14 protein-coding genes, 1 tRNA gene and 1 pseudogene are annotated in these 14,171 nt (G+C 68.4%); 12 read left to right on the top strand and 4 right to left on the bottom strand.

Annotated elements, in window-relative coordinates:
- Together AU195_RS13485 and AU195_RS13480 are read left to right on the top strand one after the other, a co-directional pair.
- Entirely contained in the window at positions 1-1,389 is a 1,389-nt protein-coding gene (locus AU195_RS13485; protein ID WP_059159570.1) for an FAD-binding oxidoreductase, read from the top strand.
- A gap of 152 nt (positions 1,390-1,541) precedes the next feature.
- A tRNA-Met gene (locus tag AU195_RS13480) sits at positions 1,542-1,618 on the top strand.
- Positions 1,619-1,697: 79 nt separating this feature from the next.
- On the opposite strand, the gene AU195_RS13475 is transcribed toward AU195_RS13480, so the two are convergent.
- The gene (locus AU195_RS13475; protein WP_059159569.1) at positions 1,698-2,072 is read right to left on the bottom strand and encodes a DUF7715 family protein; all 375 of its coding nucleotides are present in this window, start codon (positions 2,070-2,072) and stop codon (positions 1,698-1,700) included.
- A gap of 258 nt (positions 2,073-2,330) precedes the next feature.
- Here AU195_RS13475 and AU195_RS26200 point away from each other — a divergent pair, with 258 nt between their 5' ends.
- Together AU195_RS26200 and AU195_RS26465 are read left to right on the top strand one after the other, a co-directional pair.
- Positions 2,331-2,462, top strand: coding sequence for a hypothetical protein (locus AU195_RS26200; RefSeq protein WP_286149235.1), 132 nt, complete (start codon positions 2,331-2,333; stop codon positions 2,460-2,462).
- Between the two features lie 10 nt (positions 2,463-2,472).
- A pseudogene (locus tag AU195_RS26465) lies at positions 2,473-2,575 on the top strand (mycothiol-dependent nitroreductase Rv2466c family protein); the annotation flags it as partial.
- 56 nt (positions 2,576-2,631) lie between these two features.
- Here the strand turns inward: AU195_RS26465 and ponA2 are convergent.
- Positions 2,632-5,142 carry a transglycosylase/D,D-transpeptidase PonA2 gene (gene ponA2 / locus AU195_RS13465; RefSeq protein WP_059159568.1) on the bottom strand — a complete coding sequence of 837 codons (2,511 nt, stop codon included), beginning with the start codon at positions 5,140-5,142 and terminating at the stop codon, positions 2,632-2,634.
- A 287-nt stretch (positions 5,143-5,429) separates the two neighbouring features.
- Between ponA2 and AU195_RS13460 the strand changes: the two genes are divergently transcribed.
- The 3 genes from AU195_RS13460 to AU195_RS13450 are packed head-to-tail and all read left to right on the top strand — an operon-like array spanning position 5,430 to position 7,797.
- Positions 5,430-6,320 (top strand): SPFH domain-containing protein, encoded by an 891-nt coding sequence (locus AU195_RS13460; RefSeq protein WP_059159721.1) that lies wholly within the window; start codon positions 5,430-5,432, stop codon positions 6,318-6,320.
- A 47-nt stretch (positions 6,321-6,367) separates the two neighbouring features.
- Positions 6,368-6,784: an ArsR/SmtB family transcription factor gene (locus AU195_RS13455; protein ID WP_059159720.1), complete on the top strand. Its 417-nt coding sequence runs from the start codon at positions 6,368-6,370 to the stop codon at positions 6,782-6,784.
- The gene (locus AU195_RS13450; RefSeq protein ID WP_059159567.1) at positions 6,781-7,797 is read left to right on the top strand and encodes a cation diffusion facilitator family transporter; all 1,017 of its coding nucleotides are present in this window, start codon (positions 6,781-6,783) and stop codon (positions 7,795-7,797) included. Before AU195_RS13455 ends, AU195_RS13450 begins: the two co-directional genes overlap by 4 nt.
- Here the strand turns inward: AU195_RS13450 and AU195_RS13445 are convergent.
- The gene (locus AU195_RS13445) at positions 7,794-8,426 is read right to left on the bottom strand and encodes a TetR/AcrR family transcriptional regulator (protein ID WP_059159566.1); all 633 of its coding nucleotides are present in this window, start codon (positions 8,424-8,426) and stop codon (positions 7,794-7,796) included. The genes AU195_RS13450 and AU195_RS13445 overlap by 4 nt on opposite strands.
- Before the next feature lie 164 nt (positions 8,427-8,590).
- Here AU195_RS13445 and AU195_RS13440 point away from each other — a divergent pair, with 164 nt between their 5' ends.
- The 5 genes from AU195_RS13440 (at position 8,591) to AU195_RS13420 (ending at position 13,477) form a co-directional block, all read left to right on the top strand.
- Positions 8,591-9,490, top strand: a complete 900-nt coding sequence (locus tag AU195_RS13440; protein WP_059159719.1) for an AurF N-oxygenase family protein — start codon at positions 8,591-8,593, stop codon at positions 9,488-9,490.
- Positions 9,487-9,774 (top strand): DUF4873 domain-containing protein, encoded by a 288-nt coding sequence (locus AU195_RS13435; RefSeq protein WP_059159565.1) that lies wholly within the window; start codon positions 9,487-9,489, stop codon positions 9,772-9,774. The genes AU195_RS13440 and AU195_RS13435 overlap by 4 nt, the downstream gene beginning before the upstream one ends.
- A 49-nt stretch (positions 9,775-9,823) precedes the next feature.
- A complete protein-coding gene (locus AU195_RS13430; RefSeq protein ID WP_059159564.1) occupies positions 9,824-11,464 on the top strand; it encodes a peptide chain release factor 3 in 1,641 nt (546 codons plus the stop codon).
- A gap of 29 nt (positions 11,465-11,493) precedes the next feature.
- Complete coding sequence (locus AU195_RS13425) at positions 11,494-12,543, top strand: hypothetical protein (protein ID WP_059159563.1); 1,050 nt, start codon at positions 11,494-11,496, stop codon at positions 12,541-12,543.
- A gap of 97 nt (positions 12,544-12,640) precedes the next feature.
- Positions 12,641-13,477, top strand: a complete 837-nt coding sequence (locus tag AU195_RS13420) for an LLM class F420-dependent oxidoreductase (protein ID WP_059159562.1) — start codon at positions 12,641-12,643, stop codon at positions 13,475-13,477.
- A gap of 4 nt (positions 13,478-13,481) precedes the next feature.
- Here the strand turns inward: AU195_RS13420 and AU195_RS13415 are convergent, their stop codons facing one another.
- Complete coding sequence (locus AU195_RS13415; RefSeq protein WP_059159561.1) at positions 13,482-14,144, bottom strand: GntR family transcriptional regulator; 663 nt, start codon at positions 14,142-14,144, stop codon at positions 13,482-13,484.
- Positions 14,145-14,171 lie beyond the last annotated feature (27 nt).

Raw genomic sequence — 14,171 nt, 5'->3', positions numbered from 1 at the left:
ATGACCATGACCGACGTCGCCCGCGACGACCTCGCCGACCCCGTGGCCGCCATCCGGGACCATGTGTCCGCGCCGGTGGCGATGCCGGGGGAGGCGGGCTACGAGCGGTGCACTCCGTGGAACGTCGCTGCCGACGTGCGGCCCGCCGCGGTGGTCCTCGCGACGTCGACGCCGGATGTCGCCGACACCGTCCGGTTCGCCGCCGCGCACGGTCTGCGGGCGACGGTGCAGGCGACCGGGCACGGGGCGACCGTGGTGGACCCGAGCACGATCCTGATCGTCACCGCGGGGATGACCGCCTGCGCCGTCGACGCGTTGAACCGCACCGCGCGGGTCGGGGCGGGGGTGCGGTGGCAGCAGGTGCTGGACGCGGCCTGCCCGTACGGCCTGGCGCCGGTGGTCGGATCGGCGCCCGGGGTGGGGGTCGTGGGCTTTCTGACCGGTGGCGGTATCGGACCGCTGGTGCGCACGGTGGGGGCGTCGTCGGACCACGTGCGGGCATTCGAATTGGTCACGGGCACAGGCGAGGTGCTGCGGGTGACGCCCGACGAGCATGCCGACCTGTTCTGGGGTCTGCGTGGCGGCAAGGCGACGCTGGGCATCGTCACCTCGGTGGAGTTCGACCTGCTGCCGATTCCCGAGTTCTTCGGCGGGGCAATTTACTTCGACGGCGCTGACGCGCCCGCGGTGCTGCGGGCGTGGGCGGACTGGTGCGGCGGTCTGCCCGAGACCGTGAACACCTCGATTGCGCTGCAACAGCTTCCGCCCCTGCCGGGGGTGCCGGAGCCGTTGGCGGGCCGGTTGACGGTGGCGGTGCGGTATGCGGCGCTCGGTGACTTCGCGGAGGCCGAGCGCATCCTGGCGCCGATGCGAGCGGTGGCGCCTGCGTTGATGGACACCGTCGGGGTGCTGCCGTATGCGGCGATCGGTGCGGTGCACGCCGACCCGGTCGATCCGATGCCAGTGCACGAGGATCACACGCTGCTGCACAGCTTCGACCCGGCGGCCGCCGCGGCGCTGCTGGCCGTCGCGGGGCCGGGTTCGGAGTCGGTGCAGGTGATCGTGGAGGTGCGCCAGCTCGGTGGGGCGCTGACGCGCGAGCCGCAGCACCGCAGCGCGCTGTGCCATCGCGACGCGGCGTTCGCGCTGACGACCATCGGGGCGCTGATGCCGCAGATCGCCGGGGTGGTGCCAGCACACGCCGCGGCGGTGATGACGTCGCTGGCGCCCTGGTCGACGGGTGGACAGCTGCCGAACTTCGCACCGTCGAGCGATCCGGGCCGCGCGGCACGCGTTTACACCGACGACGTCAGGCACTGGCTAGCCGCGCTGGCCGAGCGCTACGACCCGGCAGGGGTGTTCCGCACCGGCCAGGTCGTCCGCACCTAGCCTTTGACCGCGAGCGTGCGCGTCTGCTCCGCGACGCGCCGCTCGCGGTGCGCACTCTGCGCACGGTCGCGGCCGGGCGACGGTGCTCAAAGTGCTGGTAGGCGCCCGATTTGGAATACCAAGCCGGGCTTGGGTAACCTCTTGTTCACCAACGCGGGGTGGAGCAGCTCGGTAGCTCGCTGGGCTCATAACCCAGAGGTCGCAGGTTCGAATCCTGTCCCCGCTACCAGGTAAAACGGCCCCCGGAGACCACTCCGGGGGCCGTTTTCACATCGTGGCCTCGTTCCCCCCGATAGCGGTGCCCGTATCTAGGCAGTCCGGGCCTGAAACTCCTCCAGTCGCCGCTCGATGACCGTCCCGGCTGGGAACGCCGAAGCGATCGTCAGGTTGTCGTCGACGACGTCTGCGGCCCATTCCTGTGGCCACCCGCCATCGGCCAGGCTTGTTTGCATCGCAATGATCAGTTCGTCGCGACTGAAACCGACCTCCACCACCTCCGCCGTTGTCGTCGCGCGGTGGGACGCCACGCCGGCGAAGCCACGGCCGCATCCGCAGCCGCCGTCAGGGTTACGCCGGTCGCGGTCGCACGGTTCTTGGACCCACACGAGTTCGCCTGGGACGCAGTAGTCGTAGTCGTTGCTGCGGGTGCCCTGCGTAAGTTTTGTCGCCACCAAAATCTTCATTCTCCGACCTCCTGCGCGGTTTGTGCCGACGTTACGAGTCCCCACCGACAGTTCGGGTCAGGGCGAAGCCCATGCATCGCCGCGACGGCATCTAACGTGGCGTCGCCGCCGAGATCGCGCTGGAACAGGTCGAGAACTCGATCGGCTACATCGTCGGCACGAGGGCGGGCTTGCCCGACGGCAAGAGCCTCACGTTCGACCTCACCGGCCCACGGACGGGCCGCGCGGGTCGACCACGTCGAGCGCCCGGACGTCACAGTGACGACGGACGACTCCACGACGTTCATTCAGCTCGCGTGTGGACGCATCGACCCGCAGCCCCAGATCGACTCCGGTGCGATCAGCTGGACGGGCGACGACGAACTCGGCGACCGCGCCGCCCGCAACTGAGGTTCACGATGTGACCAATCATCCTGTCTCCGTCGACTTCCACTTCGACGTGATGTGTCCGTTCGCGTACCAGACTTCGCGGTGGATACGCGAGGTGCGCGCGCTGACCGGCCTGGGCGCTAGCAGAAGGCTTTTTGTGCGCCCGGCTGCGATCGAAATGCGCTGCGCGTCAAGCCGGCGGCAAAGGTGGCGGCGGCGGTGGCGGTGGCGGTAGCGGTGGCGGCGGAGGTGGGGGTGGCGCCGGCCACGGCACCATTATCGGCGGCAGTCCCGGGATCTCGATGACGTTGGGCGGTGGGACCGACGGGGGCGTTGCCTCCACTGGAGGGGGCGCGCTCGGAGCAGCGGGCGCGCTCCGGGGCGGCGGCTGGTACACCGGCGCGGGGACGTATCCGGTGCTGGTGTTGATCGTGATGATCGTGCCGGGAATTGTCCTGCCCCTCGGGGTCGTACCGACGACGCTTCCCTTCGCGGAGGAGCTGTTCACCGCAGTCGGTTCGGCTGCGACCTGAAAGCCTGCGTCTGACAACTTCTTTCGCGCTTCGTCGAGCTTCATTCCGGCGACACTCGGTACCTCGCTGCCGGGGCCGCCGTCGACGTAGCGCGGATCGGTGGGTGGCATGGCGATCGGGCCGAAATCATTGGCGATCGGCTTCATCGCCTTGAACCAGGTGAGGGCCGGTTCCGTTCCGCCGTAGAGGTTTCCGTCACCACACTCACGCAAAGGATACGAGCACAGACCCGACGGAGTCGGGGAGTCGTCGAAGATGTAATTCGCGGCGGCGTACTGATTGGTGAAGCCGAGGAATGCCGACGACCGGTGCGACTCGGTGGTGCCGGTCTTGCCCGACATCGGCAGGTCCCATCCGACCGAGCCCGCGGCGCCGGTGGCGGTTCCGCCGGTGTGATCCTTGCCCAGCGCATTGGCCATCGTGTTGGCGAGCCCCTCGGGGACGACCTGCTCGCATGGCGCCGCTGCGAGGGCCACCTCATGGCCGTTGCGGTCGAAGATCTTGTCGATCGGGCTGGGCGGGCACCATACTCCTCCCGAGGCCAGTGTCGCGGCCACGTTGGCCAATTCGAGCCCGTCGAGGGGCAGCGGGCCGAGCGTGAAGGATCCGATGTTCTGCCGCTTCACGAAATCGGCGAGGCTCTCGTGGCTCTCGGGGTCGTAGACGCGGGCGGAGCCCGGCTCGGCGTAGGACCGCAGCCCCAGCCGGACCGCCATGTCCACCGCGCGGGGGACACCGATCTGCGAGATCAGTTTGGCGAACGCGGTGTTGGGTGATTTCGCCAGCGCATCGGTCACGTTCATCTGGCCGGCGTACTGGGACACGTTCCTCACACACCAGGTTTTCGCCGGACATCCGGGTTCGGTGGTGTCGCCCAGGCCGGTGGCCCGGAACGTCTGCGGCACATCGAGGGTGGCGTTGATGCCCAACCCCATCTCCAGCGCCGCGGCCGTGGTGAAGATCTTGAAGATCGAGCCGGCGCCGTCGCCGACGAGAGAGAACGGCTGCGGCTGCACCGTCTGGGCGGCGTCGGCGTCCAGCCCGTAGCTGCGGCTGTCGGCCATCGCGGCGAGGCGGTGCGCGTCTTTGCCCGGCCTGAGCACGCTCATCACGCTGGCGACGCCGACGGCGGTGGGGTCGGCGAATTGGTCGACGGCGTTCTTGACGCTGTCCTGGACCTTCGGGTCGAGGGTGGTGCGGATCAGGTAGCCGTTGCGGGCCACGTCCTCCACGCTCAGACCCGCTCCGGCCAGGTACTGCAGCGCGTATTCGCAGAAGAACGCGCGATCACCGGCGGCGATGCAACCCTGCGGCAGCGCCGCGGGTTGCGGCAGTATGCCCAGCGGTGCGGACTTGGCGGCGCGGAGTTCCTCGGCCTTATCGGGCAGGTTCTCGATCATGGTGTTGAGCACCAGGTTTCGCCGTTCCATCGCGGCATCGGGATGTGTGTACGGGTCCAGCGAGCTGGGGGAGCGGACCATCCCGGCCAACAGCGCAGCCTGCTGCCAGTTGAGGTCGCCGGCATCGATGCCGAAGTAGGTCTTCGCGGCGTCCTGAACACCGAACGCGCCGTTGCCGAACGACACCAGGTTCAGGTACCGGGCCAGGACCTCCGCCTTGGGGAGCGCGGCGTCCATGGCCAGGGCCGCCCGGATCTCGCGGAGTTTGCGGGCCGGGGTGTTCTCCACCGCGGTGCGCCGGTCCGCGCTGGTCTGCGCCTTCACCAGGAGGTTGAAGTTCTTGACGTACTGCTGCTCGAGCGTCGACCCACCGCGGGTGGTTGCGGCGCCCTGCAGATAACCCGCCAGGCCGGTCAGGGTGCCCTGCCAATCGACGCCGTTGTGCTCACTGAAACGCTTGTCCTCGATCGAGATGATCGCCAGTTTCATCGTGTTGGCGATCCGATTGCTGGGAACCACCCAGCGGCGCTGCTCGTACAGCCATGCGATGGGGTTCCCTGCTTCGTCCACCATGGTGGAGACGATCGGTGCCGCACCCTCGAGCAGTTGCGTGAATTCGTCGGTGGCCGAATCGGATACGCGCAGGATAGCCGTCCCGGCGCCGCCGACGAACGGGAACATCAACGCCGCGGCGAGCAGCCCGGCGGCGAGGCAGCAGCCCGCCAGTCTGGCGAGCGCTTCCCACTTTGCCCGGCGCTGGGCGCGCATAGCGTCAGCTTAGGACGGTTCACGGGAGCTGACAGCGGATTGCAGCGGTCCATTGGTGTCGTTGAGCCCGGCACCCGCCGGTGCCACAATCGACGTATGGACTCGGGCCCGCTGGGCCGGAGACCGGTTGGACTCCGCTTCGAGCTCGACACGCTGACAGCGACGTGCCGCGTACCCCGTCGGCTTCCGCCCGATGAGCGATCAACCGTGACAACGAACCCATCGTGGAGAGCCTGCGGCCGCCGATGCAATGCCGCAAAGGCGCCGCCGGGCGGAATGGAGTCATCATGATCACCCTCTACGCGGTGGCCGGCGCCGTCGCGCTGTTACTGCTTTGTCTCATGTCCAACGTGCGCGTGATCCAACAGTTCGAACGCGGCGTGGTGTACCGGTTCGGGCGGGTGCAATCCCGGGTGCGCGAGCCCGGGCTCACACTGCTGGTCCCGGTCGCTGACCGCCTGCAGAAGGTGAACATGCAGATCATCACGATGCCGGTACCCGCGCAGGACGGCATCACGCGCGACAACGTGACCGTCCGGGTGGATGCGGTCATCTACTTCAAGGTGGCCGATCCTGTACGGGCGGCCGTCGACGTCCAGGAGTACATCTCGGCCGTCGGGCAGGTCGCGCAGACGTCGCTGCGGTCGATCATCGGCAAGAGCAACCTCGATGACCTGCTGTCCAATCGGGAGCACCTCAATCAGGGCCTGGAGTTGATGATCGACAGCCCGGCGCTGGGCTGGGGAATCCACATCGACCGCGTCGAGATCAAGGACGTGGTTCTGCCTGACTCCATGAAGCGGTCGATCGCCCGCCAGGCCGAGGCCGAGCGGGAGCGACGGGCCAGGGTCATCACCGCTGACGGCGAACTGCAGGCCTCGCAGAAGCTGGCCGCCGCGGCCGGCGTGATGTCCGAGAAACCCGCGGCACTGCAACTGCGGCTTCTGCAGACCGTCGTGGAGGTGGCGGCGGAGAAGAACTCGACCCTGGTGCTGCCCTTCCCCGTCGAACTGCTTCGCTTTCTGGAACGGTCGACGCCGCAGGCGCAGGGCGCGGGCTCGGCCGAGGATGACGCGTCGCACTCGGACGCCGACGTTCAGGCTGCGCTCACGGCGTCGCTTTCCGACATATCGTCGGCACTGACCCAGTCTCAACGCGAGGCCAGAATGGCGACCTGACGGTTGCAAACCCTGGGCTGGACGAGGGCGTGTTCTATTATCTGCGTATGGATGCAGATAGCGCGCGATGTGGGCGACGCCTACCCGAGGACGAGGCCAACCTCGTGGCCGAGGTCTTCCGGATGCTGGCCGACCCCACGCGCGTGCAGATCCTCTGGGCGCTGGCCCACAGCGAGAAGTCCGTCAACGACCTCGCCACCCACGTCGGCAAGGCGGCCTCCTCGGTGTCGCAGCACCTGGCGAAACTGCGCATGGCGCGTCTGGTCCGCACCCGCCGCGAGGGCACCACGATCTTCTACAGCCTGGACAACGACCACGTCGCGCAGTTGGTCACCGACGCGGTCTTCAACGCCGAGCATGCCGGACCCGGCGTCCCCGCCCATCACCGCGATGCGTCCGATCTCGCCGCCCTGCACGCCGACGTCCCCGCGGCGAAGGCCTCGAAGAACGGGCGGCGGAGATGACCCACGAAGCCAGGCGTGCGAACCACCACCACCATCACCATCACGACCACTCACACGACGGTCGCGGCGGCAAGGTGGGCGCCGCGCTCCGCGAGGTGTTCGCACCGCACAGCCACGACGCCTCCGACAGCATCGACGACGCCCTGGAATCCAGCGCCGCAGGCATCCGGGCCGTCAAGATCAGCCTGCTCGCACTCGGCGCAACGGCGTTGGCGCAGTTGGCGATCGTCACGGTCTCCGGGTCGGTCGCACTACTCGCCGACACCATCCACAACTTCTCCGACGCGCTGACCGCCATCCCGCTGTGGATCGCGTTCGTGGTCGGCACCAGGGCGGCCACCCGCCGCTACACCTACGGATTCGGGCGAGCCGAGGACATCGCCGGACTGTTCGTCGTCGCGATGATCGCCCTGTCGGCCATCGTCGCCGGGGTCGAGTCGGTCCGCCGCCTCATCAACCCCGTGCCGATCGACCATGTCGGCTGGGTGGCCGCTGCCGGTCTGGTCGGGTTCGTCGGCAACGAACTCGTTGCCCTGTACCGCATCCGCGTCGGGCGCCGCATCGGCTCGGTCGCGCTGGTCGCGGACGGACTGCACGCGCGCACCGACGGATTCACCTCGCTGGCAGTGCTTTTCGGGGCCGGCGGGGTCGCCCTGGGATTCCCGCTGGCCGACCCCATCATCGGCCTGGTCATCACCGCGGCCATCCTCGCCGTGCTGCGGACCGCGGTGCGGGACGTCTTCCGCCGCCTCATGGACGGGGTGGAACCGGAACTGGTCGACAAGGCCGAGGCCGCCCTGGCCGCCGAGCCCGGCGTCACCGAGGTGCGTGCCGTGCGGATGCGGTGGATCGGCCACCGCCTGCACGCCGACGCCGAACTCGACATCGACCCCGCCACCAGCCTCGCCGACGCCCACCGCATCGCCCACGAGGCCGAACACACGCTCACCCACGCCGTGCCGAAACTCTCCTCGGCCTTCGTGCACGCCTACCCGGCGAATCGGGACCGCTAGCGCGTCAACCCCAGCAGCGGGGGAACCAGGTAGCGGCGCGCGAACGACCGGGCGGCGTCGTCGTCGCCGAGTGCGACGTTCTGCGACGGCGTCAGCACGAACGAGACAATGATCCGGACGGTGACCTCGGCGACCTCGAGCAGCTCGATCTGCGTGCGGCTGTCGTCGGGCAGCGCCACCGCCAGCTGGTGGGCCAGGAACGACGAGGCCGTCCGGACGACGCCGTCGCCCTCGACGGTCAGGAACGGCAGCACGGTCTCGGGTTCGGTGGCGAGCAACCGTTGCAGCAGCGCATGGTCGCGCAGCGTCGTGAGCGTGAACACGAACCCCTCGGCCAGCTTGTCCTCCGCGTCGGCGTAGCCGCCGGCCTCGGCGGCGAGGTCGGAGAGGAACCGCTCGAGTTCGCGCAGCAGCACCGCCTCGACGATGGCGTCCTTGTTGGCGAAGTTGCGGTACAGCGTGACCCGGGCGAGCCCGGATCGGCGGGTGATGTCCTCCACGGTGGAACGACGAATCCCCAGGAGCTCGAACTGCTTCAGCGCCGCGTCGAGGATGCGCTCGGCGTTGCCTTCGGCCGTCGGCGACCCGAAGCGTTGCACCGCCTTGGCGAGCAGCCCGCTGTACTTCATCGGTGTCTCCTCGACATGCGCCCGGCTGGGAAGGGTGGTGCTACGTCGAAGTGTAGGGCCTGGGTCGTTCGGTATTGATACAAACGAACCAAGAATGTATCTTCTGTTCACATAACACTGCGGTGCCCTGGACAACCGCGATCGGTAGGAGGCTTCTGATGGCCATGACTTCTTCGACGGGAACCGCTCCCAGTCGGGACGAATTCTCTGAGCGGCTGCTACGGGGGTCGGCCAAGAAGTCGTACGCCCCGGTCGTCGACATCGACTGGGATACGCCGGTCATCCCCGACACGTTCTTCATTCCACCCCGCATGGTGTCGCTCTACGGCACGCCGATGTGGGCGCAGATGACCCATGAGCAGCAGCTCGAGTTGTCGCGTCAGGAGTTCATCAACCTGCTGTCGGCCGGGGTCTGGTTCGAGAACATCCTCAACCAGGCGCTGCTGCGCGGCCTCATGCACGCCGACGTCACATCGCCGTCGACCCACTACTCGCTGACCGAACTCGGTGACGAGACCCGTCACATGGTCATGTTCGGCCGCGCCATCGAGGCCGTCGGCGGAAAACCGTTCCAGCCCAAGCGCGTTCAGCGCATGATCATCAACACGCTGCCCCTGGTGTTCCAGAAGTCGGTGCTGTGGATCGCCGCACTCGTCGGAGAGGAGATCTTCGACGCGCTGCAGCGGCAGATCCTCGACGATCCCGACGTGCAGCCGATCGTCCGCCGCATCATGCGGATCCACGTCACCGAGGAGGCGCGACACATCCAGTTCGCGCGCGACGGCGCACGCCGGGCCGTCCCCCGGATGCGGCCGGTCAATCGCTACCTGCTGGCCACGATTCATGGTGCGGGCGGACCGTTCTATCGCTACTTGTTCACCAACCGCGCGGTATATCGCCGCGTCGGGCTCGACGCCCGGGAGGCCCGCAGGCAGGCCCGCCGCAACCCGTACTTCCACGAGACCATGCGGTCCGGATTCGCACCGCTGGCGGCGTTCCTCGACGAGGTCGGGCTGATGAGCCGGATCGGCCGCCGGATGTGGAAGCGGAGCAACTTCCTGTGACCGTGGACGCCGACGGCGTGTTCGACGGTGCTGCCGAACTGGACATCTCCGGCGTGCGCTGTCCGGTCCGGGTCCGCCTCACCGGTCACCTGAGCCCCATCGACGGCCGGTACCACTGGCAGGGTCTCGCCTACGGCGCGCCGGACGACGTCCAGGCGGGCAAGCAGGCGCAGCTGTGGATCGGAAACCGCAGCACCGCAGTGCGTCTCGTGGAGAAGGTCCCGTCGGGGCAACTCATGGTCAGCGGTGTGGGAGCGCCTCCGTACGACCTCGCGGACCTCTGAAATCGCCGCGATTATCGTTTCCGCGCCGCGACAAATAAAATCGCGGGCAATGACCGATACCGCCACCGGTGTGTCGACGCTGGCCACCGGGCCGCAGGCAGACCGTATCTCCGCCGAAGCCCGACGTCGCAGGACGTTCGCGGTGATCAGCCACCCCGACGCCGGCAAGTCCACCCTGACCGAGGCGCTGGTGCTGCACGCCAAGGCGATCACCGAGGCGGGTGCGGTCCACGGCAAGGCCGGCCGCCGCGCCACGGTCTCGGACTGGATGGAGATGGAGAAGGCCCGCGGCATCTCGATCACCTCGACGGCCCTGCAGTTCCCATACCGCACCCAGGGCGGGGACACCTGCATCATCAACCTGCTCGACACCCCGGGCCACGCCGACTTCTCCGAGGACACCTACCGCGTGCTGACCGCGGTCGACTGCGCGGTGATGCTGATCGACGCCGCAAAGGGTCTCGAACCGCAGACGCTGAAACTCTTCCAGGTCTGCCGCCACCGGGGCATCCCGATCATCACCGTGGTGAACAAGTGGGACCGTCCGGGCCGCCACGCGCTGGAACTGATGGACGAGATCCACGACCGCATCCAGTTGCAGACCACGCCGTTGACCTGGCCGGTCGGTATCGCCGGCGATTTCAAGGGCGTTCTCGACCGGCGCAACGGCAACTTCATCCGGTTCACCCGCACCGCGGGCGGCGCCACCGCCGCCCCCGAGGAGCACATCGACGCCTCGCGTGCCCACGCTGCCGCGGGTGACGACTGGGACAACGCGGTGGAGGAGTCCGAGCTGTTGAGCGCCGACGGCGCCGACTTCGATCGGGATTCGTTCCTCAAGTGCACCTCGACGCCGGTCCTGTTCACCTCGGCCGTCCTCAACTTCGGGGTCAACCAACTCCTCGATGTGCTGGCCCAACTCGCGCCGTCACCGAGCGGTCAACTCGACGTCGACGGCAATCGGCGTGACGCCGCCGCACCGTTCAGCGCGTTCGTGTTCAAGGTCCAGGCGGGCATGGACTCCGCGCACCGCGACCGGATCGCCTACGCCCGGGTGTGCTCGGGCACCTTCGAGCGCGGCGAGGTCCTCACCCACGCCGCCACCGGGAAGCCGTTCGTCACCAAGTACGCGCAGTCGGTCTTCGGGCAGCAGCGCTCCACGCTGGACACCGCCTGGCCGGGTGACGTCATCGGGCTCGCCAACGCCGCCGCGCTGCGTCCGGGCGACACCCTGTACCGCGACATCCCGGTGCAGTACCCGCCGATCCCGAGCTTCTCTCCGGAACACTTCGCTGTCGCGCGGGGCACCGACCCCAGCAAGCACAAGCAGTTCCGTAAAGGCATCGAGCAGCTTGACCAGGAGGGCGTCATCCAGGTGCTGCGTTCGGACCGGCGCGGTGACCAGGCGCCGGTGTTCGCCGCCGTCGGTCCGATGCAGTTCGAGGTCGCCAGTCATCGGATGGCCGGTGAGTTCAACGCGCCGATCACACTCGAACCCCTGCCGTACACAGTGGCGCGCGTCGCCGACGCCGCCGACGCCGAGATCCTGCAGAAGCAGGCGTCGGTGGAGGTGTTCACCCGCACCGACGGGGTCGTCATCGCGGTGTTCTCCACCAAGTGGCGCCTCGAGAACGTCGAGCGCGAACTGCCCGGCGTGCGCCTGCGCTCACTGGTCGCCGCGGGCGACTAGACGTCCTGGCAGCGGCGTATCGTCCGGCCATGGCCGCAGAAGAAGTACCTCTGCTCGGTGCGGTGCGCCAGGCGCTCGACAGCGGGCATCCGCTGGACCTCCTGGGGCTGGCCAGCATGCTGATCCTGGCGACCACGTCCGGACCGGTCATATTGCCGCCGGAGTCCGAGGAGAAGCCGGCCGGCATCGGGGAACTCGTCGCGTCGCTCATCGACGTGGAGGTGCCCGAGACGACGGCGCTGCTGACCGTCCTCGGCGAGATGCTGGGTGAGGGCGACGCACTGGGCGCCCGCTGCAGGAACGCGGCCGCCGCGCGCCGCGACGCTGTTCCCGGTTGGCTCGCCGCGCTCGGGAGAACCTCCGTCCACCGGGCCGTGCGGATGACCCATGTGCTCGGTGACGGCGACGAGCTGCTTCTCGGTGTCCGGTTCGCCGACGGGCAGGAGATGACGTGCGTGGTGAACATCGACCACCTGGCGGGGTCGTCGGTCGGCGATGCGTTCTTCGTCCCGGACTCGGTCGCTGCCGTCCTGTCGGTCGCGGAAGCCGCGAACACCGATCCCGACACCACGTTCGACGACATCACCGTCGCCGATGCCCGGGCCGGCTTGCACGAAGCACTCGAACGTCCGCTGTCGGGACTCGAGTCGGCGGAGTCGGACACCTGGCCTGCCTGCCGTGCGCTGGTGCAGTGGCTCGGCCGGCTGATGCCGCCCGGCGGGTCGAGTTTCCTTGTCACGCAATGGAGTCCGGAGCAGGCGCGGGACGTCTGCACCCGCTTCCTCCGCTCTCCGGCCGGTGCGCCGTTCCGCGATCTGGAGCACCGCGTGCTCCTGTTGCACTGCCTGCAGGACGGGGACCCGTTGCGGTGGAGTGCGGCCCGGTTGAGCCGCCTTCTGGAGTCGGCGGTCGCCGAAGACGCCGTGCCGAGCGAAGCCCGGCTGGATCTGCCGGAGATGATGGCCGCGTTCGTGCCGTTCGCCCACGCCGAGGCAGGGATCAGCGACGAGTTGACCGCCGAGTCCGTCGCCGCCGTCGTGGAGGCGGCCGAGGACTACCGAACGGCCATCCGGCCTTGACGGCAGGCGCCCACGTCGGACCCGGCCGCTTGAGACTGCGAAAACGGGCTACCCGTCGAGGCAGCCATCGGATGCCCCCGCCGGTCAGGAGACGCGCATGAAGTTCGGAATCTCGACCTTCGTCAACGACGACAGCATCGACCCCGTCTCGCTGGCGCGCGCGGTCGAGGAACGGGGCTTCGCCTCGCTGCAGGTCGCCGAGCACACGCACATCCCCGCGAGCCGCGAGTCGCCCTACCCGGAGGGCGGGGACCTGCCCTCGGTCTACTACCGCACGCTGGACCCGTTCGTCACGCTCGCTGCCGCCGCCGCGGTGACGCAGAGAATCGAACTCTTCACGGGTATCGCGCTCCTCATCCAGCGGGATCCGATCATCACCGCCAAAGAAGCGGCCAGCATCGACCTGATCTCCGGCGGCCGGTTCGTGTTCGGCGTCGGCGCCGGCTGGAACATCGAGGAACTGCGCCACCACGGCACAGACCCGAAGACGCGCGGTGCCCTGCTCGACGAGCGCATCGAGGCCATCAAGGCGCTGTGGACCGACGAACCCGCCGAGTACCACGGCCGGTACGTCAACTTCGAACCGTCGTTCAGTCGCCCCAAACCGGTGCAGAAACCGCACCCGCCGATCTACATCGGCGGCAACTCCGATGCGACGGTCAAGCGGGTCATCCGGCACGGGGCCGGATGGATCTCCAACCCGCTGCCCGTCGAGCAGCTCACCAGACGCGTCGAGCAGATGCGCGACGGCGCGGGCCGCGACGTCCCGTTGGCGATGTTCGGCACACCACCCAAGCAGGAGTACTGGCGCGCCGCCGAGGATCTCGGGTTCGGTCAATTGGCGCTGCTGTTACCGACCAAGCCGCACGACGAATCATTGAGGCGGCTCGACGAATTCGCCGCGCTGGTCGAGCAGTACCGCGGCGGTCGCTGAACGGTCAGGCGTCGACCAGCACCGACGCCGCGCCGGCCATGTGCGCGCACACGGTGGCTGCCGCACTCTCCCCGTCACCGGCTTCGATCGCGTCGACGATCTCCAGGTGGCGTCGGGCGTCCATGTTCTTCAGCGCGCGGTCCACTCCGGCGAACATGATGGACATGCGGATGCTGCCCTCCAACGACGACCACGAGTGCAGCAGTGTCTCGTTGCCTGACAGATGACACAGCGTCCGGTGGAACCGTAGGTCGGCCTCGATCCGGTCCTCGAGATTGGAAGCGGCCCAACGATCCATCTCCTCGACCGCGTGCCGCAGAGCGGCGACCGCCTCGTTCCTGTCGGCGCGCGAGGCCAACGTCCTGGCGGCCACCGACTCCAGCGCGGCGCGCACCTCGAAGATGTCCCTTATCTCCTTGGCGTCGAGATGCCGCACCGACAGCCGGCCGCGGGCGCCCGCCGAGATCAGGCCCTCCTGCTGGAGCTGGCGCATCGCCTCGCGCAACGTGCCCCGACTGATCTGCAACGCCTCGGACAGCTCGGTTTCCACCAGGTGGGTGCCGGGTGTCAGCTGCCCGGTGGTGATGGCCCGGCGCAGCGCCGTCAGGGCCTGCTCACGGAGGCTGGTCTTCTCCAGCCGCAGCAGCGACGTCCCATCGACGGACATGATGCACTCCCTGACTGTCAACATTTG

Source organism: Mycobacterium sp. IS-1496, from assembly GCF_001499995.1.
Lineage (GTDB): Bacteria > Actinomycetota > Actinomycetes > Mycobacteriales > Mycobacteriaceae > Mycobacterium.
Note: the sequence above shows the minus strand (reverse complement) of the source record. Positions and strands in the feature narration are given on the sequence as shown.

Bases quoted from the DNA above. Each gene is read 5' to 3' on its own strand.
- AU195_RS13485 (WP_059159570.1), top strand. From the start codon at position 1: ATGACCATGACCGACGTCGCCCGCGACGACCTCGCCGACCCCGTGGCC.
- AU195_RS13475 (WP_059159569.1), bottom strand. From the start codon at position 2,072: ATGAAGATTTTGGTGGCGACAAAACTTACGCAGGGCACCCGCAGCAAC.
- ponA2 (WP_059159568.1), bottom strand. From the start codon at position 5,142: ATGCGCGCCCAGCGCCGGGCAAAGTGGGAAGCGCTCGCCAGACTGGCG.
- AU195_RS13460 (WP_059159721.1), top strand. From the start codon at position 5,430: ATGATCACCCTCTACGCGGTGGCCGGCGCCGTCGCGCTGTTACTGCTT.
- AU195_RS13455 (WP_059159720.1), top strand. From the start codon at position 6,368: ATGGATGCAGATAGCGCGCGATGTGGGCGACGCCTACCCGAGGACGAG.
- AU195_RS13450 (WP_059159567.1), top strand. From the start codon at position 6,781: ATGACCCACGAAGCCAGGCGTGCGAACCACCACCACCATCACCATCAC.
- AU195_RS13445 (WP_059159566.1), bottom strand. From the start codon at position 8,426: ATGAAGTACAGCGGGCTGCTCGCCAAGGCGGTGCAACGCTTCGGGTCG.
- AU195_RS13440 (WP_059159719.1), top strand. From the start codon at position 8,591: ATGACTTCTTCGACGGGAACCGCTCCCAGTCGGGACGAATTCTCTGAG.
- AU195_RS13430 (WP_059159564.1), top strand. From the start codon at position 9,824: ATGACCGATACCGCCACCGGTGTGTCGACGCTGGCCACCGGGCCGCAG.
- AU195_RS13425 (WP_059159563.1), top strand. From the start codon at position 11,494: ATGGCCGCAGAAGAAGTACCTCTGCTCGGTGCGGTGCGCCAGGCGCTC.
- AU195_RS13420 (WP_059159562.1), top strand. From the start codon at position 12,641: ATGAAGTTCGGAATCTCGACCTTCGTCAACGACGACAGCATCGACCCC.
- AU195_RS13415 (WP_059159561.1), bottom strand. From the start codon at position 14,144: ATGTCCGTCGATGGGACGTCGCTGCTGCGGCTGGAGAAGACCAGCCTC.